The 21,601-nt window shown below is 40.9% G+C and carries 17 protein-coding genes, 2 tRNA genes and 1 pseudogene; 13 read left to right on the forward strand and 7 right to left on the reverse strand.

Translation table 11 applies throughout. The features are described from left to right. The first annotated feature begins 34 nt into the window (after nucleotides 1-34). The 4 genes from porV (at nucleotide 35) to FN809_RS16500 (ending at nucleotide 3,254) form a co-directional block, all read left to right on the forward strand. A complete protein-coding gene (gene porV / locus FN809_RS16485; protein WP_142534636.1) occupies nucleotides 35-1,159 on the forward strand; it encodes a type IX secretion system outer membrane channel protein PorV in 1,125 nt (374 codons plus the stop codon). Between the two features lie 199 nt (nucleotides 1,160-1,358). Beyond that, nucleotides 1,359-1,844 carry a 2-C-methyl-D-erythritol 2,4-cyclodiphosphate synthase gene (gene ispF / locus FN809_RS16490; RefSeq protein ID WP_142534637.1) on the forward strand — a complete coding sequence of 162 codons (486 nt, stop codon included), beginning with the start codon at nucleotides 1,359-1,361 and terminating at the stop codon, nucleotides 1,842-1,844. A 68-nt stretch (nucleotides 1,845-1,912) separates the two neighbouring features. Further along, nucleotides 1,913-2,272, forward strand: a complete 360-nt coding sequence (locus FN809_RS16495; RefSeq protein WP_142534638.1) for a CoA-binding protein — start codon at nucleotides 1,913-1,915, stop codon at nucleotides 2,270-2,272. 655 nt (nucleotides 2,273-2,927) lie between these two features. Next, nucleotides 2,928-3,254, forward strand: a complete 327-nt coding sequence (locus FN809_RS16500) for a thioredoxin family protein (RefSeq protein WP_142534639.1) — start codon at nucleotides 2,928-2,930, stop codon at nucleotides 3,252-3,254. On the opposite strand, the gene FN809_RS16505 is transcribed toward FN809_RS16500, so the two are convergent. Next, on the reverse strand, nucleotides 3,251-5,311 hold the full coding sequence (locus FN809_RS16505; RefSeq protein ID WP_246095620.1) for a urocanate hydratase: 2,061 nt from the start codon (nucleotides 5,309-5,311) through the stop codon (nucleotides 3,251-3,253). The genes FN809_RS16500 and FN809_RS16505 overlap by 4 nt on opposite strands. 208 nt (nucleotides 5,312-5,519) lie before the next feature. Beyond that, a complete protein-coding gene (locus FN809_RS16510) occupies nucleotides 5,520-6,773 on the reverse strand; it encodes a tetratricopeptide repeat protein (protein ID WP_142534640.1) in 1,254 nt (417 codons plus the stop codon). A 310-nt stretch (nucleotides 6,774-7,083) separates the two neighbouring features. Here FN809_RS16510 and FN809_RS16515 point away from each other — a divergent pair, with 310 nt between their 5' ends. From FN809_RS16515 to FN809_RS16525, 3 genes are all read left to right on the forward strand, one after another. Then, nucleotides 7,084-7,347: a hypothetical protein gene (locus FN809_RS16515; protein WP_185957597.1), complete on the forward strand. Its 264-nt coding sequence runs from the start codon at nucleotides 7,084-7,086 to the stop codon at nucleotides 7,345-7,347. 100 nt (nucleotides 7,348-7,447) lie between these two features. Next, on the forward strand, nucleotides 7,448-7,858 hold the full coding sequence (locus FN809_RS16520; RefSeq protein ID WP_142534642.1) for a BlaI/MecI/CopY family transcriptional regulator: 411 nt from the start codon (nucleotides 7,448-7,450) through the stop codon (nucleotides 7,856-7,858). Between the two features lie 6 nt (nucleotides 7,859-7,864). Continuing rightward, nucleotides 7,865-9,202 carry a M56 family metallopeptidase gene (locus tag FN809_RS16525; RefSeq protein ID WP_142534643.1) on the forward strand — a complete coding sequence of 446 codons (1,338 nt, stop codon included), beginning with the start codon at nucleotides 7,865-7,867 and terminating at the stop codon, nucleotides 9,200-9,202. 204 nt (nucleotides 9,203-9,406) lie between these two features. Here FN809_RS16525 and FN809_RS16530 read toward each other — a convergent pair. From FN809_RS16530 to FN809_RS16550, 5 genes and pseudogenes are all read right to left on the reverse strand, one after another. After that, a pseudogene (locus FN809_RS16530) lies at nucleotides 9,407-9,619 on the reverse strand (YfbK domain-containing protein); the annotation flags it as partial. 427 nt (nucleotides 9,620-10,046) lie between these two features. Beyond that, nucleotides 10,047-10,838, reverse strand: coding sequence for an acyl-ACP--UDP-N-acetylglucosamine O-acyltransferase (lpxA, locus tag FN809_RS16535; RefSeq protein ID WP_142534645.1), 792 nt, complete (start codon nucleotides 10,836-10,838; stop codon nucleotides 10,047-10,049). 266 nt (nucleotides 10,839-11,104) lie between these two features. Continuing rightward, complete coding sequence (locus FN809_RS16540; protein WP_142534646.1) at nucleotides 11,105-12,505, reverse strand: bifunctional UDP-3-O-[3-hydroxymyristoyl] N-acetylglucosamine deacetylase/3-hydroxyacyl-ACP dehydratase; 1,401 nt, start codon at nucleotides 12,503-12,505, stop codon at nucleotides 11,105-11,107. 58 nt (nucleotides 12,506-12,563) lie between these two features. Further along, the gene (gene lpxD, locus FN809_RS16545; protein WP_142534647.1) at nucleotides 12,564-13,604 is read right to left on the reverse strand and encodes a UDP-3-O-(3-hydroxymyristoyl)glucosamine N-acyltransferase; all 1,041 of its coding nucleotides are present in this window, start codon (nucleotides 13,602-13,604) and stop codon (nucleotides 12,564-12,566) included. Between the two features lie 118 nt (nucleotides 13,605-13,722). Next, a complete protein-coding gene (locus FN809_RS16550) occupies nucleotides 13,723-14,988 on the reverse strand; it encodes an HD domain-containing protein (protein WP_142534648.1) in 1,266 nt (421 codons plus the stop codon). Nucleotides 14,989-15,282: 294 nt separating this feature from the next. On the opposite strand from FN809_RS16550, the gene rimP reads away from it, so the two are divergent. The 6 genes from rimP to FN809_RS16580 all read left to right on the forward strand — a co-directional run bounded on the left by rimP (nucleotide 15,283) and on the right by FN809_RS16580 (nucleotide 21,593). Further along, complete coding sequence (rimP, locus tag FN809_RS16555) at nucleotides 15,283-15,747, forward strand: ribosome assembly cofactor RimP (RefSeq protein ID WP_142534649.1); 465 nt, start codon at nucleotides 15,283-15,285, stop codon at nucleotides 15,745-15,747. 21 nt (nucleotides 15,748-15,768) lie between these two features. Next, the gene (gene nusA / locus FN809_RS16560) at nucleotides 15,769-17,004 is read left to right on the forward strand and encodes a transcription termination factor NusA (RefSeq protein ID WP_142534650.1); all 1,236 of its coding nucleotides are present in this window, start codon (nucleotides 15,769-15,771) and stop codon (nucleotides 17,002-17,004) included. Between the two features lie 63 nt (nucleotides 17,005-17,067). After that, nucleotides 17,068-20,136, forward strand: a complete 3,069-nt coding sequence (infB, locus tag FN809_RS16565) for a translation initiation factor IF-2 (protein WP_142534651.1) — start codon at nucleotides 17,068-17,070, stop codon at nucleotides 20,134-20,136. 255 nt (nucleotides 20,137-20,391) lie between these two features. Further along, nucleotides 20,392-20,464: transfer RNA gene (locus FN809_RS16570), tRNA-Met, on the forward strand. A gap of 33 nt (nucleotides 20,465-20,497) precedes the next feature. After that, nucleotides 20,498-20,570, forward strand: a tRNA-Met gene (locus FN809_RS16575). Between the two features lie 147 nt (nucleotides 20,571-20,717). Beyond that, nucleotides 20,718-21,593 carry a M23 family metallopeptidase gene (locus FN809_RS16580; protein WP_142534652.1) on the forward strand — a complete coding sequence of 292 codons (876 nt, stop codon included), beginning with the start codon at nucleotides 20,718-20,720 and terminating at the stop codon, nucleotides 21,591-21,593. Nucleotides 21,594-21,601: the final 8 nt, after the last annotated feature.

Raw genomic sequence — 21,601 nt, forward strand, 5'->3', positions numbered from 1 at the left:
TTAATCGACAAATAATAAATAAGGAACATACACTATGCAGAACTTTTTTTTAAGAACAGGGATTATCCTTTCATTGGTACTTATCTCATCCCTTAATATAAACAGCCAAAATACGGTAAATAAAAAAGATGCTTTCCCCCGTACAGCAGCACCCTTTTTAACCATCACGCCCGAGTCGAGAGGTGGTGCGATGGGCGATGCCGGTGTGGCCACAGCACCCGACATCAATTCGCAGCACTGGAACTCAAGTAAATATGCCTTTTTAGATCAGGACATGGGTGTATCTCTATCTTTTACTCCCTGGCTCAGGGATTTAGTCGACGATATCAACTTGTATTATCTTACTTTTTTTCGTCGTATAGATAATATGCAAACGGTGAGTGCTTCCTTACGTTATTTTTCGTTAGGCTCTATTATTTTTACGGATGAAACAGGCTCACCCCTTTCCAGCGGAAAACCCAATGAATTTGCCATAGATGCGGCATACGCCTTAAAGCTATCAGATAAGATATCCGGTTCAGTTGCCTTTAGGTATATTCGATCCGACATCAACAACGGGGCTTATTCAGAAGGAGCTGAGCCCGGCAGTGCTTTTGCAGCCGACCTGAACTTTTTTTATCTGCAGAATGTTAAATGGGGTGGCAGAAAAGGCGATGTTTCTGCCGGCATCAACATCTCTAATATTGGCTCTAAAATATCGTACGATGGAGGAGCTAACCAGGAATTTTTACCAGCTAACCTACGCATAGGAGGAGCCTATACCACCGAGATAGACCGATACAATAAAGTGGGCTTTACGCTGGATATCAACCGCTACATGGTTGCTAAGGGTGATTTTGTAGATGGGGCCTACGAAGACAAAAGCGACCTTTCGGTGCCTGCTTCCTTTTTTCAGAGTTTTGGTGATTTTGCCGTTGAAGACTTAAGGATTTCGGTTGGAGGAGAATATTGGTACGACAACCAATTTGCCATCAGAGCTGGCTATTACCACGAGGACGAAGTAATCGGAAACCGTAAGTTTGCTACTGCCGGAGCCGGCCTCAAATTTAACATGTTTACTATTGATGCTTCGTACATCATTGCCATAGCGCAAAACAACCCACTGGCCAATACCATCCGCTTTTCATTAGGATTTGACCTGGATCAGATGGGAAAATAATTAATTTGAGTTAAAACAATTACAAAGCAGCAAGAGTCAAGATACGAGCATCCTGTATAAAGTAGCTGAATTCGTATCTACAGCAATAAGCTATTAACAACATTTTAATCCCGGACATACAGTTCGGGATTTTTTTTACTTATTTTTGTTGCTTATTACTTTAACCTGCACTATTCTTAAACTTTCGGAAATAAAAATAATGAAAATAAAAGTAGGATTTGGATACGATGTCCATAAACTGGGCGAAGGTGAAGAGCTTTGGATAGGCGGCCTACATGTGCCCCACAGCAAAGGCTCCATTGGTCATTCGGATGGCGATGTGTTGATTCATGCCATTTGCGATGCCCTGCTGGGTGCCGCCAACTTACGCGACATTGGCTTTCACTTTCCCGATACTTCATCACATTATAAAGGGATTGACAGCAAAATATTATTGCGTAGAACGGTGGAGCTCATCAAAGAAAAAGGTTATGAAATAAGCAATATCGACAGCAGCGTGTGCCTTGAAAAACCCAAACTGAAAGATTTGATTCCTGAAATGCAGGCACTGCTGGCCAAGGTAATGGAAATAGACCCCGAAGATATTGCCATTAAAGCTACCACAAGCGAAAAACTAGGTTTTGTGGGTGCGCAGGAAGGCGTTACCGCGTATGCCAGCGTGTTAATTCAGAAACCATGCAAATAACATAGCTATTTGCATAAGTACTTGTATATGGCTACATTTACTCCTATTACCTTAATACATTTATTATCATGAAAAAGACCTTAGTTATTGGCGCCAGCGAAAATCCTGAGCGATATTCGCACAAGGCAATTAAAATGTTAAATGAACACCATCATTCCATTTTAGCCTTGGGTACGCGAACCGGCGAAGTGGATGGAATAAAAATACAGAAAGAAATAGATAAAAACGAAGATGTGCATACCATTACCATGTACGTTGGCCCACGGAACCAGCCTGTTCATTATGAACTCATAAAGCAACTTAAACCCCAAAGAATTATTTTAAATCCGGGAACGGAAAACCCGGAATTAGAATCGCTGGCAAAAGAAAATAACATTGAAGTAATTCGTGCTTGCACCCTGGTAATGTTGAGTACGGGACAGTACTAATTCTTGTTCCAAGCTATCTGAAAAAAATAGCTTGGAACAAGAATTTAGCTCGCTAACGCGAGGTGGGTTTGTTGTAATGTTTCCGTCAAAAATCGTGGAGTTTGTAATTCTGTAAAAGTCTGGGGCCTTTACCCCATGTAATGATGTAATATGATTTAGGTTCTTAAAAAGGAACTAACGCCAACATAGCCTGCACCGATTTTTCTTCGGCATTAACGATAATTTGTTGTCATATTTTAATTCTCGGACAGGAGTGTGAGGCTTGTGCGGCCGGCCTCCTGAAAAATATTATAGGGCTCAAAGCGCTGCCGTAGTAAGACCGGGAAGCTCCGAACACGTTCGGAGATCACCCGGCCGCACTTAGGCAGTGCTAAGAGACGGATGAATTTTTTCAGGCAGTCTTGAATTTCTTTGCTTACTTTCTTGTTTCAAGACAAGAAAGTAAGGGCCACTCCGGCTTTAGGAGGGTGGAAAGGGCTAAATAAGTAAAAAGGTTTCAAGTGATTGATTACTCTAACAATTCGGCCGTACCCCTCCCCCTGCAGGGCTTTTACTGACGCGGAAACATAGTACCTTTTCTCTAATATTCTGCGATTCTTTGGCAGAATTAATGCATCGCTTTTGTTACGAAAAGAAAAATGAAATCTTTACATCCATGCAAAATATTGGTTCGATATCGGATTTTGAATTGCTACTAAAAACCAACGATATGGTGCTCGTTTACTTTTCGCACAATAGATGCAGCGTATGCAAAGTGCTGCTACCAAAAGTACAGGACTTATTAGCAACTGATTTTCCAAAAGTACAGATGGCCTATTGCAACATTGAGCAAGCGCCAGAACCGGCCGCACAAAATTCCGTTTTTAATGCCCCTACCCTTCTTATTTTTGTTCAAGGCAAAGAGTATATGCGCTTTAGCCGAAATGTTGGTTTGATTCCGCTGGCTCAAGCCATCGAACGTCCGTATGGGATGTTGTTTTAATTCATTCCCTCTTTTGGGTGCGATTCTCCGCCAAAAACCTCTTCTATCACATCATCATCTGCTATGTTAGGCAAAGTAACCCTCAGTTGTGGATTGACTTCCATGGCTCTTTTAATAGCAAATACCGCTTCCGAATTGCGCGCCCAACTTCTGCGCGAGATACCATTGTTCACATCCCAAAATAACATCGATTGTATTTTTTTGTCCGCTTCCTCACTCCCGTCTATCACCAAGCCAAAGCCACCATTTATTACTTCTCCCCAACCTACGCCACCACCATTATGGATAGATACCCATGTGGCTCCTCTAAAGCTGTCGCCAATAACATTTTGTACTGCCATGTCGGCGGTAAAGCCTGAACCATCATAAATATTAGATGTTTCGCGCCAGGGGCTGTCCGTTCCCGACACATCGTGATGATCGCGTCCCAACACAACAGGTGCCGACAACTCACCATTTTTAATGGCTTGATTAAAAGCCTCGGCTATTTTTATCCTACCTTCCGCATCGGCATATAAAATCCGGGCCTGCGAACCTACAACCAGTTTGTTTGCTTCTGCTTCCTTAATCCAATGAATATTGTCTGCCATCTGCTGCTGTATTTCCACAGGGGAGGTCAGCCGGAGTTGCTCCAGCACCCGGCAGGCTATACGGTCAGTCTTTGCCAAATCACCGGGCCGGTTGCTGGTACAAACCCAGCGGAAAGGGCCAAAGCCATAATCAAAACACATAGGGCCCATGATATCCTGCACATAAGAGGGATATTTAAACTTTCCGTCGTGTAATAAAACATCGGCTCCTACCCTGCCGGCTTCCAATAAAAATGCATTTCCATAATCAAAAAAATACATTCCACGCGCATTTAGGGTATTGATAGCCCGCACCTGGCGTTTTAAAGAATCTTGCACCTTTTGTTTAAAAAGCTCCGGTTGGGCCACCATCATTTCATTGGCCTCTTGATAGGATAAGCCAACAGGATAATAACCACCTGCCCAGGGATTGTGCAGCGATGTTTGGTCAGAACCTAAATCTACCTGAATGCCCCGTTCGGCAAAATATTCCCACACCTCTACCACGTTACCTTTATAGGCGATGGATAGCACCTCTTTTTTCTTTTTAGCCCATTTCACCCTATCCTCCAACTCCGTAAGGCTTTCGACTACCTCATCCACCCATCCTTGTGCATGTCGGGTGTGCAAGGCCTTGGGGTTTACCTCGGCAGTTATACTTATACATTTGGCTATATTGGCTGCTTTAGGCTGGGCACCACTCATACCTCCCAAACCCGCCGTAATAAATAACTTTGGTGTATCGTCATTTGTGGAAGTATTTAATTTACGCAGGGCATTTAAAATGGTAATAGTTGTTCCATGCACAATGCCCTGTGGCCCAATGTACATAAATGAGCCGGCTGTCATCTGTCCGTATTGCGATACGCCAAGGGCATTAAATTTTTCCCAGTCATCGGGTTTTGAATAATTGGGTATCACCATACCATTGCTAACGACAACACGCGGTGCATGGCGGTGCGAAGGATATAAACCCATGGGATGCCCGGAATACATCACCAGGGTCTGTTCATCATTCATGATAGCCAAATATTGCATGGTAAGCAGGTATTGTGCCCAATTTTGAAAAACAGCACCATTGCCTCCATAGGTAATTAGCTCATGCGGATGTTGTGCTACATCATAGTCAAGATTATTGCATATCATTAGCATGATGGCAGCCGCTTGTTTACTTTTATGCGGAAAATCATCAATATGGCGGGCTTTCATTCGGTAATGCGGACGAAAACGATACATGTAAATACGTCCGTAATCCCTGAGTTCCTTTAAAAATTCAGGAGCAAGGGTTTTATGGTGATGTGAAGGAAAATAGCGCAGCGCATTTTTTAAAGCCAGTTTTTTTTCCTCTTCGGTAAGGATATCCTTGCGCACAGGTGCGTGGTTAACGGTACAATCATATTCCGATTCCGGCGGCAATTCACTGGGTATGCCTGCTAATATGGTCGATTTAAAATGGTTGATTTCCATGTTGCTATTTTTGAGTTTCATATTTCAATTTAATCGACCCACTGCAATACCCCAAAGCGATATTTCAATTTTACATGCGGTCAATCAAGTTACTAAAATAACAACATTTTAGGGCGAACTATAATTTTTGAGTCAAATAAAAAATAAAAAAATGGAAATCATAACCCGCTCCAGCCTATGGTCGCTGCCGAGAACGATTCGCTAATTAATATCCGTTGCCGCCGCGCAGCTACCAAAAATTGTCTTCTGTGAGTTCCTGGATTCTACTTTCTAAAAATTTTATAATTGCCCATCTGTCTGTTTTACTTGTGCTGTCGGCTTTGTACAGCGTCAGTAAATTTTGGTATCGTTGCAGGGCTTCTTTTTTATCATTAAAACCGTAATCATATAAGGTGGCCATTTTATAGTCCACATGTCTGCTGTCCGGTTCATTCTCTTTCATGATCAAATATATCTCCAACTCTTTTTCGTAGTTTTGATGATATTGATAATGCAACGCCAGTTCATTGTAAATTCGATTCAGGGTTTTGCCGTCGGGTTGCATCAGTGCGATGGCCTTTTCCAGAAAATCAACCCCTAAGGTAGGCTTATACCCGAACTTATATTTCAGATGGCAGGTGCCCAACATATAATATACCTGGTAATCGGTGGTATCGAGCTGGATAAAGTTTTCGAGAACAGGGATGGCATTGCCGTAATCTTCCTGTTTCCATAGGCAGGTGCCCAAAAACTTACAGGTAACCAGGGACGAATCGCCCGCAGCATATAAGCGGCTGAATGTTTTGCGTGCCAACTCTATCTTGCCGTTTACATATAAGGTTTTGCCATAGAGCCGCAGGAGAATTTGGTTTGAGGCAAACTCTGTTTTGTAATAGCGGTTAAAAAATCGCAATGCCTCATCTTTTTGATTTATTTTGAGATATAGATCCAGGGCTTTGATCATTACTGTAGAGCTGGGCTTAATTTGGCATGTTTTGTTATAATACACAAGCGCACGCTCTGGAATCTCTAAAGCTTTGTACAAGTCGCCTATTTGCGTGCTTATAAAAGAATTACTTGAGTCTGTGGCAAAAGCTCCCATAAAAATATCCAACGACTTTTGGTATTGGCCTATTTTTCTCAGCGACAAAGCCTTGCGTATAGCGTAGTAAGCACTATCCACCTTATTTAGGATCAGGTAATTATGTAAATGAATAGCTGCGCAATGCTGCGAGGTTTTAAAGTACAAGCGCTCCAACTCGGTAAAAGCATCCCTATTAAAAGAATCCCTTTTAACCACCTGCTCCAATATATCAATGGCGCCATCGAACTGGTATGCCCTTGATAATGTTCGCGATTCAATTATCAACAAAGAATCACGGTTGATGCTCATAAGCTGTTCATCACTTTGCTTTGAGTACAAAGTATAAGTTGCCATCGCGTTTGAGTAAAACATGACGAAAGATACAATGATAAGTAAATGGCTTGCTTTTTTAAAAGTCATAACATCAGCATTTTGGTATTAACATCCTCTTTTCAACTACAAATATAGTTTAAAAAATTTGCATAACTAAATCTTTAGTTATAAATTTGAACTAATTATTTAGTTAAAAGATTGAGCAAGCCACTAACGCCTTATGTTTTGTTATTTTGATACACAATTACCCAATAAAAACACAATTCCATGAAAGCAATTATAAAATCATTAATTTTTATAGGCATAATAATCCTCTTTATAAATGTTAGCTGAATGATTTTTTTTAGGGGGAAACAAATTAGAAAGCTATTTTTCAAAAGTTCAGTTCAAAGACTATTTGTTTAAAGATACGCACGCTCCTTCCCGTTTTGAAGCAGATAGTATCCCAGTTTATTACGACTGGACAAAAATGAAGTTTTTAAACAAGACTTTAGCAAAAAACAAATCAGCTCCTGAATGGAAACTTGCAGCATTGGCAGGAGACACTATTTCTTTGAAAGATTATAGAGGGAAATATCTATTGCTACACTTTTTATTTAGTAAAAAATTAATCGAAAATGTTGAGGAAATAATAAAGGCAAAAACCCCAGGCAATGTTTAAAAAATATCAGTCGGTTAAGAAGTAAGTTTAAGGGTTTAATCCCTGACTTGCCGCAGGAGGGTAACAGTCTATTGTCTAACTATCTACTAGTCTTAAATAAATGAAAGAACTTACAAAAGCAGAAGAACAGATCATGCATCAGTTGTGGGATTTGGGGGAGACCAATGTAAAAGGTATTATTAAAAAACTCCCCGAACCCAAACCGGCATATAATACCGTAAGTACCATTGTGCGTATTTTGGAGAGCAAAGGTTTTGTGGATCATAAAAAGCAGGGCAAGGGACATGTATATTTTCCGTTGGTAGCGAAAGAAGTTTATAAAAGAAAGTTTATGAAACGGGTTATGTTGCATTACTTTCAAGGTTCGTTTAAGGAGCTGGTTTCCTTTTTTGCCAAGGAGGATAAGATGGACATCAACGATTTGGAAGAACTGATGAACGACGTAAAAAGTGAGTTACAGAGCGAAAACAAGAATCAAATAAAAGATGATTTAAAAAATCCAAAAAAATAAGCTGTTATGGAATATTTTATCAATTACCTGCTGGAGTCGTCGCTCATTTTGGGCGTGTTGGCCTTGTTTTATCGCACAGTTCTGCATCACGAACCATTTTTTAAGTTGAATAGAGTTTATCTGCTATTGTCGTTGACATTGGCTACCGTTGTGCCCTTTGTGCATATTTCCGTTTCGCCACCCAGCACTACCGATATTGAAGTACAAGGTTTTACAAACCTACTGCAAGCTGTGAACGTTTATGCCGATGAGGTACAGCAGACGGTTGTGCCTGTCATTGCGAAAAACAAAACCTTTGGATGGCTTTATTTGGGTGGTGCGTTGGCCATATTACTGCGTTTGCTTTTTGGCCTGACACGCTTGGGTTTACTCTCAAAAAAAGCCCGATGGATAAAATATAAAGATGTTAGGATAGCCGACCTGCCCGGCAACTTTAACGCTTTTTCGTTCTTTCATGTAATTTTCGTTAATCGGTCACTTTATACCGACGACGATCTGGACAAGATATTAGTGCATGAAATGTCCCACGTTAAGCATCGGCACTCTTTGGATGTGCTGTTGTTTGAGGCGCTTCTTATTGTGCAGTGGTTTAACCCTTTTGCCTGGTGGATTAAGAACCTGCTCAGGGAGTTGCACGAGTTTCAGGCCGATCGTTCCGTATTAAACAAAGGAACTGCCATTGGCTCTTACAAAAAATTGTTATTGCACGAGGCTACCGGCGCGCGACTGTTTCCTGTGAATAACTTTAACCAATCCATTACTAAAAAACGATTTAAAATGATGACCAATAAAACAATTAAAAACAAGGCTTTTATCAAAGGTCTGGCTGCCTTCTTTATGATAGTGAGCGTGGCATTCTTTTTTGCCTGCGACCGCACTGCCGACGAGGAGTTACAGCAAAGCACATTAGAAGAATTGCAGCAAATCACCTTACAAAGTGAGGACATGGACCCAACTTTTTTCATTGTCGAGGTAATGCCCCAGTTTCCGGGCGGCGATATGGAGTTACGGAAGTACATCGCCAAAAGTATTAAGTATCCTGTTGATGCCCAAGAACAACGTAAGATGGGTCGAGTTTACGTGCAATTTGTAGTATCAAAAACAGGCGATGTTAAAGATGTAAAAGTGTTGCGCAGCGGAGGGTTTGAATCATTGGATGAGGAAGCGTTACGGGTAGTAAGGGCCATGCCCAAATGGACGCCAGGCCTACAAAGAGGTCAAAAGGTAAATGTGAGCTATACCATCCCTATCAATTTTGTGCTGCAAAGCAATCCACCAGCGCAGAAAGAGATTGAGCCTATTGCGCAAGAAAATGATAATGAAGTAATTGTTGTGGGGTATTAAAAAAGAGTTAGAATAAGCGTAAAGATAAAAAGGCGTGCTGGCGGTCTATTGAGCGCCGGCCGCCTAAAATAACAATGAGAACTATTCGCATTTACTAAAATATTAGCTGAATTTGTACATTCATATGAGTTAAATCCATTAGTACAGTAAGTATAATCAGCGACAATCTGGACTTAATATTTCTTTATCAGTATTTCCTGTTTATTAATGCGTTTGGGGGCTTTTACTCAAGCTATGATTTCCGGGTATGTAAATATTTTTGATGCATTCGGAGTTCCCCAGTTTCATGCCCCATACAGACACGGCAGCAGTAAAATTAAAGTTGGCACTTGCCTCATCATGGCGCTTTACTTTATTTTTAACCACTTTCACCAGAAGTGTGCTTTCGCTCACATTGGGCAATTTATAGCGTAACTTTAGCGTTGGTAGTTTATCTTAAAAAAACCATTAAATGTTGGTTTTGTGCACGGTTTGCTTGCTGGACTTCCGGAAATAATCGATGCAAAATCCCTTTGTCGGCAATAATTTCACAATTTAGTATCCTTATCAATACGTTTCCCCTGTAAGGCAACTTTCAATAAGTAATTCTGCGGTTATGGAGGACGATAAAACGCATTATTTTGATTCACAGAAGATAAATCGCGTATCACGGAGGTGCTCTTCGTTTATTATCATGTATTTTGTGTATGTCAAAAGCCACAACATACAATTTTAATATAGCTCTGTAAATAGGATGTCGCTATGACCATATTCCATAAAAAAACCGGACTAATTTTCATCAGTCCGGTTTATTATTTGCGGTCACTATGCTCCGCCATAAGATATCAGCCAGTAATCGACGAATTTACCTTTCCGCATTAGAAAGATACCCTTTGATAATTCCACGTTGCGAATTTTTCACAAATAAAATAATTTCGTCGCGTTCTTTTGATGCCGGTAATTCTGTTTCCATTTTTTCCACGGCATCCGAATTATTCAGTCCACTCTGAAAAAGCACGCGATAGATATTCTGAATACCGTTTATTTGCTCGTTTGAAAAGTCTCTGCGCCTTAGCCCAATGGAATTGATACCTCCATACGACATTTTTGTATTACCCACCTTAATATAAGGCGGTACATCCTTACCCAGGAGTGCTCCTCCCTGTATCATTACATGGGCACCTATGTGCACAAACTGATGAACAGCACAAGAGCCCCCTATAATGGCATAATCATCAATGCGCACTTCACCTGCTACTTGTGTTGCATTGGCAATAATTACATTATTACCCACTATCACATCATGGGCAATATGCACATAGGCCATCAGCAAACAATTGTTACCTACTACCGTTTTCCCTCGCGAAACCGTACCCCGATTTACGGTAACGCACTCACGTATCGTAGTATTATCCCCTATAATCGCCACGGAATCTTCGCCTGCAAACTTTAAATCCTGTGGTATGGCCGAAATAACAGCACCTGGAAATATATTGCAGTTTTTACCTATTCGCGCACCCTCTAAGATGGTAACATTGGAACCGATTCGGGTGCCTTCTTCAATTACCACATTTTTATCAATAGTAACAAAAGGCTCAATTACCACATTTGCTGCTATTTTAGCTTCGGGGTGGATGTATGCTAATGGTTGTTTCATTTTTTTCAGTTTACTTATCTCCGACAGTATTTTTTGCCTGTCGCATTTGCACAGTTCCTAACCTACATGCGTATTTTAATAGGGGATAGAATGCCAAACAGATAATAATGTAATTTACTTTTTTGCGCTGCGAAAATAATTCAAGAATTTTAAATAAAAAACAATTCACGTTTATTTATAGCCACGTGATTGCCTCGAATATATATTTAGTTGAATTCAGACAGGCTATTTTCGTATTAACCTATACAACTTACGCAGCAATATCTTTAAGCCTTGTTGCGTATGATACTGGCCATAAATTCTCCTTCGGCCACTACACAGTCACCTACAAAGGCAGTACCTTTCATATTAGCTACGCCACGTCGCATGGGAGTAACTAAATCCAGTTTAAAAATTACGGTATCGCCCGGCACTACTTTCTTGCGGAACTTAATGTTATCGAGTTTCATAAAATAGGTAGAATAATTTTCGGGATCTTCCACTTGGTTCAGCACAAAGATACCACCACATTGGGCCATGGCTTCAACCAGTAAAACACCCGGCATTACCGGTTCCGTGGGGAAGTGCCCCTGAAAAAAAGGTTCGTTAAGGGTCACGTTTTTAATACCCACTACAAAATCCTCCTGCAGATCGATAATTTTATCAACCAATAAAAACGGAAAACGGTGGGGTAACATTCGGATAACCGCATTGATATCGAATATAGGTTCCATACAAGGATCGTAATGCGGTACCTCGGGTCGGTTAGCTTGTTTTTTTATCTCCGTACGCAATAGCTTGGCAAATTCCACGTTGCTTTGATGCCCCGGGCGCATAGCAATTATTTTTCCTTTAATGGGTAAGCCGGCCAAACACAAATCGCCTATCACATCTAATAACTTGTGGCGTGCGGGTTCGTTATGGTGTACTAACTCCAGGTTGTTCAAAATACCTATGGCTTTTACCTCTACCCTGGGTTGATTAAACAAATCGGCAAGTCTATCCAGCTCCTCCTGGCTAACATCCCTGTCAATAATGACGATGGCATTTTTCAGATCGCCGCCTTTGATTAAGTTGTGCTGCATCAGCATTTCCACTTCGTGCAAAAACACAAAAGTTCGTGATGCACTTATCTCCTTCTCAAAATCGTCCATTGATGCTAAGGTAGCAAATTGACTTCCTAAAAACACGGAGTTATCGAAGGATACCATGGTATCTATACTAAAATGATCGTCGGGCAAGGCAACCAGGCTAATGCCCTTTTCCTTATTTTCGAACACCATTTTTTCTTTTACCACAAAATACTTTCTTGCCGCTTGTTGCTCTTGCAAGCCCACCTCGTTAATGGCAGCCACAAATAACTTGGCACTTCCATCAAGTATAGGCACCTCAGGGCCGTCCACTTCTATCAAGCAATTATCCACGCCCAAACCACGTAGGGCAGCCAGGCAATGCTCAATGGTACTTACTGTAGCATCCTTTTTTTGCAACACGGTTCCACGCTGTGTGTAAGTGACGTTTTCGGCGTGTGCTTCGATAATAGGCTGACCGTCAAGATCTGTCCGTTTAAATTTAAATCCATGATTCTCGGGAGCCGGATTCATCACCAAGGTCACCATTGCTCCGGTATGCAAGCCCGTACCTTTTAAAGTAGCCGGTTTTGCCAATGTGTTTTGTTTTTCTACCATTTCAATAGATATATGTTCTGCATAGATATTTTTAAACCAGGATAATCCGGTTTACTACCTACTCTTCTCCTTTTAATTTTTTTATCTCTTGTTTTAGTACCCGCACCTCTTTCACCAAGTCCGGGAGACTTTTTAGACTAATCCAGGAACGTGTAAATGCTCTGGCCTCAAATGCTGGTGTGCCGCGCATTACCGCACCCTCCTTTTTAACACTACTGGCAATACCGGTATATGCACCCATCTTAACACCATCGGCCACTGTTAAATGCCCAACAACACCGGCATGGCCACCAAACATACAATTCTTACCTATTACGGTTGAACCGGCAACACCCGACATGGCCGCAATAACTGTATTTTCGCCAATTTCAACATTATGTGCTATCTGCACAAAATTATCGAGCTTTACGCCTTTTTTGAGTACGGTGGATCCCATAGTGGCTCTATCTAAAGCAGTATTGGCACCTATCTCGCAGTTATCCTCTATTACCACATTCCCTAACTGTGGAATTTTTGTATACTCGTTATTTTCGTCGGGGGCAAAGCCAAAACCATCGGAACCTACCACTGCACCTGCATGAAGGATACAATTATCACCTACAACACAGTTGTGATATATTTTAACGCCGGCATACAAAATATTGTTATCGCCAATAGTTACGTTATCGCCGATATAAGTATTGGGATAGATACTTACGTTATTGCCTATTTTTACGTTTTCACCTATATAAGCAAAAGCGCCAATATATGGAAAGTCACCAATAATTGCCGTTTCGGACACAAATGATGGTTGCTCAACTCCCGTTTTTCGTGGTTTTGAATCAAGATACATCTGCATCAGTTTAGCTACCGCACTGTAGGCATCCGGCACCCTGATCATAGTGGCACTCACCTTTTTTTCGGGTTCAAAAGTATTGTTTACTATTACCACCGAAGCTTTGGTTTGGTATATGTATTGGGTATATTTTGGGTTGGATAAAAAACTAATGGTTCCGGGTTTCCCGTCCTCAATTTTCGATACGTTATTAATAGTAACATCGGGGTTTCCAACTACCTCCCCCTGAATTAATTCTGCAATTTGCTTAGCTGAGAGCTCCATTTTATTTAAATTTGCTGCAAATCTAATAATATTATCTTCATCAAACCTAAAAAAACTTGCGTTTTTAACCGCAAAAGCGTAGTATAGTACCACCTACTCTTCAATTCAAACATTTAAATCACAAACTCTTAACCCATCTGCTTATTGATTTTGGATAAATCAATACATTCTTTTTTACATTTTTACTCAAAACTGAAACATTCAAAATATCTGAGGCGTCGGAAACATCCTGTAAACTGCCGTCGCCAGATAGTATTTTTATCTTTTCATCCGTCAAACTATAGGCATGGTTCGCAACAACATCAGTATGTACAAAATAACTAATCTCTTCATTACCTAAATTCATTTGCTCCTTCACCCTGTTTTTAATTTGCTTTATCCTTTGTTTGTCAAAAGTCTCCTTTTGCATTTCAACATGAAACAAATCGCGATTAACAATCAGCTTAGCCAAGGTGGACAGAATAAAATCATTGTGGTTTGTCCAAACCTTTAAGGCCGACATAATATCACCGTCGTCGAGCATTGCAAATTTGTCGAGCACGGATGGATCGCTTTTAAATTCATCAATACTAATAGCTTCCTTAAAAAAACAAAGTAAATGGGGGGTGGCAAAAATTTCACTTCCCTGTTGCAGTAAATAACGTGCGCGTTGTAATATCAGCACCAACATTTTTTCGGCCACAACACATGTTTTATGCAAATACACCTGCCAATACATCAATCTGCGGGCTATCAAAAATTTTTCGATTGAGTAAATGCCTTTCGACTCCACTACCAGTTTATCATTATGCACATGTAGCATCTTAATTATCCGATCCGACCCTATAGTTCCCTCCGTTACACCAGTAAAAAAGCTATCCCGCCTCAGGTAATCGAGCCTATCCATATCCAACTGACTGCTCACCAATTGATGCAGAAATTTTTTTGAATAATGTCCTTTAAAAATATCAATCGCCAAGTTAAGTTTACCATCAAAAGCGTCGTTGAGTCGCTCCATAAACAGCAAAGATAGCTCCTCGTGATGAATACCTTTTACAACAGCATCTTCGAGCACATGCGAAAACGGGCCATGCCCAATATCGTGCAATAATATGGCAATGTGCACCGCTTCTGATTCTTGTTTACTAATTTCAATACCTTTGGAACGTAACACATCAACGGCCTGTGTCATCAAATGCATAGCTCCTACGGCATGCTGAAAGCGATTGTGCATAGCACCCGGATAAACCATTGAGGTAAGGCCTAATTGTTTTATACCTCTTAATCGCTGAAAATACTTGTGCTGTAAAAGGTCATAAATAAATTCGAACGGAATTTTTACAAAACCATAAACGGGGTCGTTGATGATTTTTAATTTGTTAAGCGTATAATACTGTTTTGTCATAAATTTTTTTCCTACATTGCAACCTTCGCAAGATAGTATTTTAATCCCAATCATTGGAGCACTCTAATTGGAGTACCCTGTATTAGCGAGCGATTAATTTAGTGTTGCGTGCTAGCACAAAAAGATACCCAGAGTGCTATAAGTACCGCACTCAGATTATCATCCCTTGCCGATACAATAAATAGTAAGAGCCAGTTGCATATTAAAAGCATAATAACTATCTTTGCAGCGGTTTTTAACTAAATATCTTAAATGATAGGGGGCAGATGTCCCCTATTTTATTACCATAAAACGATGATTACCAAGCAACAAATAGTAGAAATAATAGCTGAAAAAATAGCGGCCGATGGTTGTTTTATTGTTGAGGTTAAAGTTTCTGCAAACAACAAAATTACGGTTACTATCGACAGCATGGACGGCTTAAGTATCGACTATTGCATTCAGATAAGCCGCTTGATAGAATCATCGCTGGATCGTGAACAAGAAGATTTTGAATTGGAAGTATCTACGCCAGGCTTAGGACAGCCCTTAAAAGTATTAAACCAATACAAAAAAAACATAGGAAAAAATGTTGAAGTAACTCCACTAAACGCAGCGCCATTTAAAGGTAAGCTTAGCCATGTGTATGAGGAGGGTTTTACGGTTGAGGAAGAGAAAAAAGTTAAAATTGAAGGAAAGAAAAAAAAAGAAATAAAAGTTTTTAATCATAACTATACGTTCGACCAGGTTAAATCAGTAAAATTAATTATTACGTTTTAACGAGCCGGCAAATATAAAGTCATGGAAAACATTAATTTAATTGACACTTTTTCGGAGTTTAAAGAGCTAAAGAGCATCGACAGGGCAACCATGATAAGAGTGCTCGAAGACTCTTTCAGAAGCGTTCTGATAAAACGTTTTGGAACGGACGATAATTTCGATGTTATTATTAACACCGATAAAGGAGACTTTGAAATTTGGCGTAACCGCGAAATTGTTGCAGATGACGAACTGGAAGACGACAACTTGCAGATATCGTTAACAGACGCTAAAAAGATTGATGAGGATTACGAGATAGGTGAGGAAGTAACGGACGAAGTCCGTTTTCTTGATTTTGGAAGAAGAGCCATACTCAGTCTACGCCAAAACTTATCGGCTCGTATTCTGGAACTCGAAAAAGATAATATATACCATAAATACAAAGACAAAATAGGTGATATTGTCACCGGTGAAGTGTATCAGATATGGAAGAGGGAAATCCTGATTTTAGATGATGAGGGCAATGAGTTGATTCTACCCAAAGCAGAACAGATACCTTCCGACTTTTTTCGTAAAGGCGATAACATAAGGGCAGTTGTGGTAAGAGTGGAAATTAGAAACAACAACCCATTAATTATTATTTCGCGTACCTCGCCGGTATTCCTTGAACGATTGTTTGAGCTGGAAGTTCCGGAGATATTTGATGGGCTTATCACCATTAAAAAAATTGTACGCATGCCCGGCGAAAGAGCTAAAGTAGCGGTTGAGTCGTACGACGAACGCATAGACCCTGTTGGAGCCTGCGTGGGAATGAAAGGATCGAGAATACATGGCATTGTACGTGAGTTACGCAACGAAAACATCGATGTAATTAACTACACAAGCAATATACAGCTGTTTATTCAACGCTCGCTCAACCCGGCCAAAATAACAAATATCAAACTCTTTGAAGAAGATAAAAGAGCACAAGTATATTTACGTCCCGATGAGGTGAGCCTTGCCATTGGAAAGGGCGGGCTAAATATCAAGCTGGCCAGTCAACTGACAGGTTATGAAATTGATGTTTACCGCGAAATGGAAGTGGACGACGAAGATGTGAGCTTAGATGAGTTTACAGACGAAATTGAAGGATGGATTCTGAACGAAATTAAATCCATAGGCTGCGACACAGCAAAATCGGTACTCGACCTTAGTGTGGAAGATTTAGTAAAACGAACCGATCTGGAAGAAGAAACCATCCGGGAAGTTATACGTATATTGAGCGCAGAATTTGATTAATTCAATTAATTTTGCGGCAATCAATGATTCAGAAATAACATAGAAAAACCATTAATCCCCAATATGGCAGTTGGTAAAACAAATAGACTAAGTAAAGTAGCCCGAGAGTTTAATGTAGGGATAAATACCATTGTAGAGTTCTTGCATAAAAAAGGATTCGAGGTAAAAACGAACCCTAACGAAAAGGTATCGGAAGAAATGTATCGTCACATACAAAACGAATACAGTACTGACCTTAATGTGCGTAAAAAGTCGGAAGAACTTGGCAAACAAAAGTCTTACAAAGAAACCATCTCGATAGAAGATGTGAGGCAAGATTTAGCCCCCAGCCCTAAGGAGGAAAAGGCTAAACCGGAACCTAAAACAATAAAGACTCAGGTACCAAAAACTGAGGAACCAAAAATTAAGGGCAAAATCGATTTAGACCAGTTCAGCAAAAAGAAACCTGCCGAACAGGATAAAAAAGAGGAACCAAAGGTACTAACACCGAAGGAGGAGGAGGTTAAAGCTCCCGTTGAAAAAACACCCGTTCCCAAAGAGCCTGAGAAAACAAAGGAAGGGAAAAAAACCGCTGAGGCTCCTCACATACCAACTGCCAAACAAAATATTGAGGAACCAAAAGTAGTAGGAAAAATAGATGTGGATTCTTTTGCCAAGACGCATAAAGCCAAAGCACCTGTAAAAGACAAACCGGCAAAAACCAAGGGCGATATCGAAAGCCCCAAAGTAAGCGACAGCAAAACGGAAACAACGGAAACAAGAAAAAAAGCTGAACCAGAAGCTATAGCGCAAAAACCAAAACAAAGTAAACCAACAGAACAGCCTGTGGCAAAAAGCGAAACAAAAGAAAATGCTGCCGATACAGAAGTTGCCGATAATAAAGTCGTTTTTAAGCCTACAGAGTTTAAAAAACTTTCGGGACCAACTGTGGTCGGAAAAATTGATTTACCGGTTGATCAAAGTAGATCGGAAAATGCAGCCGATAAAAAGAAGAAAAAACGCAAACGCATTCGCAAGGATAAGGAACGCGTTAATATAAATGAAAAATCGAACCAGCCTGCAGGTCAAAGAAAACCGGCAAGTGCCGGAACCGGAACAAACAAACCCACCCGCGGTTCGGGAACAGGACGGCCACAAGACGCTAATCAACGCGCAGGACAGGCCGGTAAGGGTTCACGCAGAGGTGGTAAACCGGCTCCAAGTCGCCGTCCGGTAAAAGCGGAGATAAGCGAGGAGGATGTACAAAAGCAAATTAAGGAAACTTTGGCCAGGCTAACAGCCACCAAAGGTAAGTCGAAAGCCTCCCGCTACCGTCGCGATAAGCGCGATGCAGCAAGCCAGCGACAAATAGCCGAAACCGAAGCGGCCAATCAGGAAAAAAATGTAATAAAAGTAACGGAATTTGTTACTGTTGCCGAATTGGCTACCATGATGGATGTACAGGTAAACCAAATTATAGCCTCTTGTATGAGCCTTGGTTTGTTTGTATCTATCAACCAACGTTTGGATGCGGAGACTATATCTCTTGTAGCGGAAGAATTTGACCACACAGTTGAGTTTATCAGTGTTGAGGTTGCCGCTGCTATTGAAGAGGATGAGATCGAGGACGAAACCATGCTCGAAGACCGTTCACCCATCGTTACCGTAATGGGACACGTGGATCATGGTAAAACTTCGTTACTTGACCATATACGTAAAGCCAACGTTATTCAGGGTGAGGCCGGAGGTATTACACAGCATATAGGTGCCTATTCGGTAACCCTGGAATCCAATCGCAAAATAACTTTCCTGGATACTCCGGGGCACGAGGCATTTACCGCCATGCGTGCGCGAGGTGCACAGGTAACCGATATAGCCATCATTATTATAGCGGCCGACGATAACGTGATGCCGCAAACCGTTGAGGCCATTAACCACGCTTCTGCCGCAGGGGTGCCTATCGTTTTTGCGATTAACAAAATTGATAAACCAGGTGCCAATCCTGACAAAATAAAAGAAGAGCTGGCCAACATGAACTACCTGGTCGAAGACTGGGGAGGAAAATATCAGTGCCAGGAGATATCTGCTAAAAACGGCCTAAACATTGATGAACTGCTCGAAAAAGTATTACTCGAAGCGGACTTATTGGAACTTAAAGCAGTTAAAGATAAAAGAGCAGTAGGTTCAGTTATAGAATCATCCTTAGACAAAGGACGTGGTTTTGTAACTACCGTACTTGTACAATCGGGCACCTTAAAAGTGGGCGACGTAATACTTGCCGGCAGCTTTATGGGGCACGTGAAAGCCATGTTCAACGAACGTAACCAAAAAGTTGATGCAGCCGGACCATCAGAACCGGTACTAATGTTAGGTTTAAACGGTGCAGCTCAAGCTGGTGAAAAGTTTAACGTAATGGAAAGCGAACGCGATGCGAAAGAAATTACGAACAAACGAACACAGCTTCAGCGCGAACAAGGTATGCGAACCAAAAAGCACATTACCTTAGACGAAATAGGCCGACGCATTGCCATCGGAAATTTCCAAGAGCTCAATGTGATTGTAAAAGGCGATGTGGATGGCTCCATCGAAGCTTTGTCTGATTCATTAATCAAACTTTCTACCGACGAAATACAAGTAAACGTAATACACAAAGCGGTAGGTCAAATTTCAGAATCGGATATTATGCTTGCAGCAGCATCCAATGCCATCGTTATAGGCTTCCAGGTTCGCCCATCGCTTACAGCGCGAAAAATAGCCGAGAAAGAAGAAATCGACATCCGTCTGTACTCAATCATATACGATGCCATCGAAGAGCTAAAATTAGCTATGGAAGGCATGCTTTCGCCGGAGATCAAAGAGCAGATAAACGCTACGCTGGAAGTCCGCGAAACCTTTAAGATTACCAAGGTGGGAACCATTGCAGGCTGTATGGTTAAAGACGGTAAAATTAAACGCAACTCAAAGGTCAGACTGATACGCGAAGGTATTGTAATATATACCGGTGTATTGGGTGCGCTTAAACGCTTTAAGGACGATGTAAAAGAGGTAGCCTCAGGATACGAGTGTGGGGTGAACATAGCCAATTATAACGACATCAAAGAAGGCGACATCATCGAGGCCTTTGAAGAAGTTGAAGTATCACGAACACTTTAATAGGATACCGAGAACTTGAAAATTAGGCACATATTCTAATTAAAAAATCCCTATTCATTTGATTGAACAGGGATTTTTTAATCTTATGGAGGCAATATTAATACCGACAAATAAAATAAATACTATACACAATACGCTTACATACATCACCTTACATTTTAAGTTGTTTTATTTGATGTTTTAAATTTGCATTCCTCACTTAAACAGCCTATATTTGCAACCGCAAAAAAGGACACTATTTAAGTAACAATATATTGCGGGGTGGAGCAGTTGGTAGCTCGTTGGGCTCATAACCCAAAGGTCGTCAGTTCGAGTCTGGCCCCCGCTACTTAGCAGTAATGCAATAGCACTTAAAATACATTGCGGGATGGAGCAGTTGGTAGCTCGTTGGGCTCATAACCCAAAGGTCACTGGTTCGAGTCCAGTTCCCGCTACTTTAAAAGCCGAAAGAAACTATCTTTCGGCTTTTTTTTTACGCTATGCAGCGCCACCACATATCTCATTAATAATGAAACATCCCATTTTGTAAGCCGTATATTTTTTTAACTTTGTTGGCATCAAAATCACATCATTTTTAAAAGATGAACATACCAAAAACCAAAAAAAAACTTTTCCGTAACCTACGCAACAAATATCGACTGGCCATATTTAACGAACAAACCTACGAGGAAGTATGGCGGATGCGATTGTCACGGCTCAATGTATTTACCGTGGTAGGTTCTATGGCGATTATTTTGGTGCTACTGGTTACAGTGCTGATTGCCTATACGGGCTTGAGAGAATATATCCCGGGCTATCCTGACGGGAATGAACGCAGATTAATGGTGCGCAATATAAACCGGGTAGATTCCTTAATTTTAGAAATTGAAAAACGTGATCGTTTTTTCCAATCCATCAAATCTGTCATCTCCGGTGAAGCTCCACCCTCCGATGAACAAGAAGCGGACCATAGCGCATCAGGCGTACCACAAAAGGTAAACTTTGAAAAAAGCGACGATGATAAGATTTTCAGACAGCAAGTAGAAGAGGAAGAAAAATACAACCTGACTGTACTCGATAACACGGAAAAAATTCCCGAGCTAAATCAAATCTATTTTTACTCCCCCTTAAAAGGTATCGTAGTAAAAAAGTTTATTGAAAGCGAAGGGCATTTTGGAATAGACATTGTGGCAGCACCGGGCAAAACCGTCCTTTCCATTACGGGTGGTACGGTTATTTTTTCGGGTTGGACCGTAGAAACCGGTTACACCATCATGATACAACACAACGACGACCTGATATCCACCTATAAACATAACTCCCGACTACTGAAAAAAGCAGGCGACAAAGTTGTGGCTGGCGAAGCTATTGCCAACATAGGCAACTCCGGAGAGCTCACCACCGGACCCCATTTGCATTTTGAATTGTGGCATCAGGGTAATGCCTTAGATCCCACACAATACATATTATTTGAATAAGCGATACA

It is taken from the genome of Saccharicrinis carchari (assembly GCF_900182605.1).
In the GTDB taxonomy this organism is placed as follows: Bacteria; Bacteroidota; Bacteroidia; order Bacteroidales; family Marinilabiliaceae; genus Saccharicrinis; species Saccharicrinis carchari.

What these genes read in the sequence shown, in the direction of transcription:
- FN809_RS16510 (WP_142534640.1), bottom strand. Translation starts at nt 6,773, where the DNA reads ATGACTTTTAAAAAAGCAAGCCATTTACTTATCATTGTATCTTTCGTC.
- FN809_RS16520 (WP_142534642.1), top strand. Translation starts at nt 7,448, where the DNA reads ATGAAAGAACTTACAAAAGCAGAAGAACAGATCATGCATCAGTTGTGG.
- lpxD (WP_142534647.1), bottom strand. Translation starts at nt 13,604, where the DNA reads ATGGAGCTCTCAGCTAAGCAAATTGCAGAATTAATTCAGGGGGAGGTA.
- rimP (WP_142534649.1), top strand. Translation starts at nt 15,283, where the DNA reads ATGATTACCAAGCAACAAATAGTAGAAATAATAGCTGAAAAAATAGCG.
- FN809_RS16525 (WP_142534643.1), top strand. Translation starts at nt 7,865, where the DNA reads ATGGAATATTTTATCAATTACCTGCTGGAGTCGTCGCTCATTTTGGGC.
- FN809_RS16495 (WP_142534638.1), top strand. Translation starts at nt 1,913, where the DNA reads ATGAAAAAGACCTTAGTTATTGGCGCCAGCGAAAATCCTGAGCGATAT.
- porV (WP_142534636.1), top strand. Translation starts at nt 35, where the DNA reads ATGCAGAACTTTTTTTTAAGAACAGGGATTATCCTTTCATTGGTACTT.
- FN809_RS16500 (WP_142534639.1), top strand. Translation starts at nt 2,928, where the DNA reads ATGCAAAATATTGGTTCGATATCGGATTTTGAATTGCTACTAAAAACC.
- FN809_RS16505 (WP_246095620.1), bottom strand. Translation starts at nt 5,311, where the DNA reads ATGAAACTCAAAAATAGCAACATGGAAATCAACCATTTTAAATCGACC.
- nusA (WP_142534650.1), top strand. Translation starts at nt 15,769, where the DNA reads ATGGAAAACATTAATTTAATTGACACTTTTTCGGAGTTTAAAGAGCTA.
- lpxA (WP_142534645.1), bottom strand. Translation starts at nt 10,838, where the DNA reads ATGAAACAACCATTAGCATACATCCACCCCGAAGCTAAAATAGCAGCA.
- FN809_RS16540 (WP_142534646.1), bottom strand. Translation starts at nt 12,505, where the DNA reads ATGGTAGAAAAACAAAACACATTGGCAAAACCGGCTACTTTAAAAGGT.
- ispF (WP_142534637.1), top strand. Translation starts at nt 1,359, where the DNA reads ATGAAAATAAAAGTAGGATTTGGATACGATGTCCATAAACTGGGCGAA.
- FN809_RS16580 (WP_142534652.1), top strand. Translation starts at nt 20,718, where the DNA reads ATGAACATACCAAAAACCAAAAAAAAACTTTTCCGTAACCTACGCAAC.
- infB (WP_142534651.1), top strand. Translation starts at nt 17,068, where the DNA reads ATGGCAGTTGGTAAAACAAATAGACTAAGTAAAGTAGCCCGAGAGTTT.
- FN809_RS16550 (WP_142534648.1), bottom strand. Translation starts at nt 14,988, where the DNA reads ATGACAAAACAGTATTATACGCTTAACAAATTAAAAATCATCAACGAC.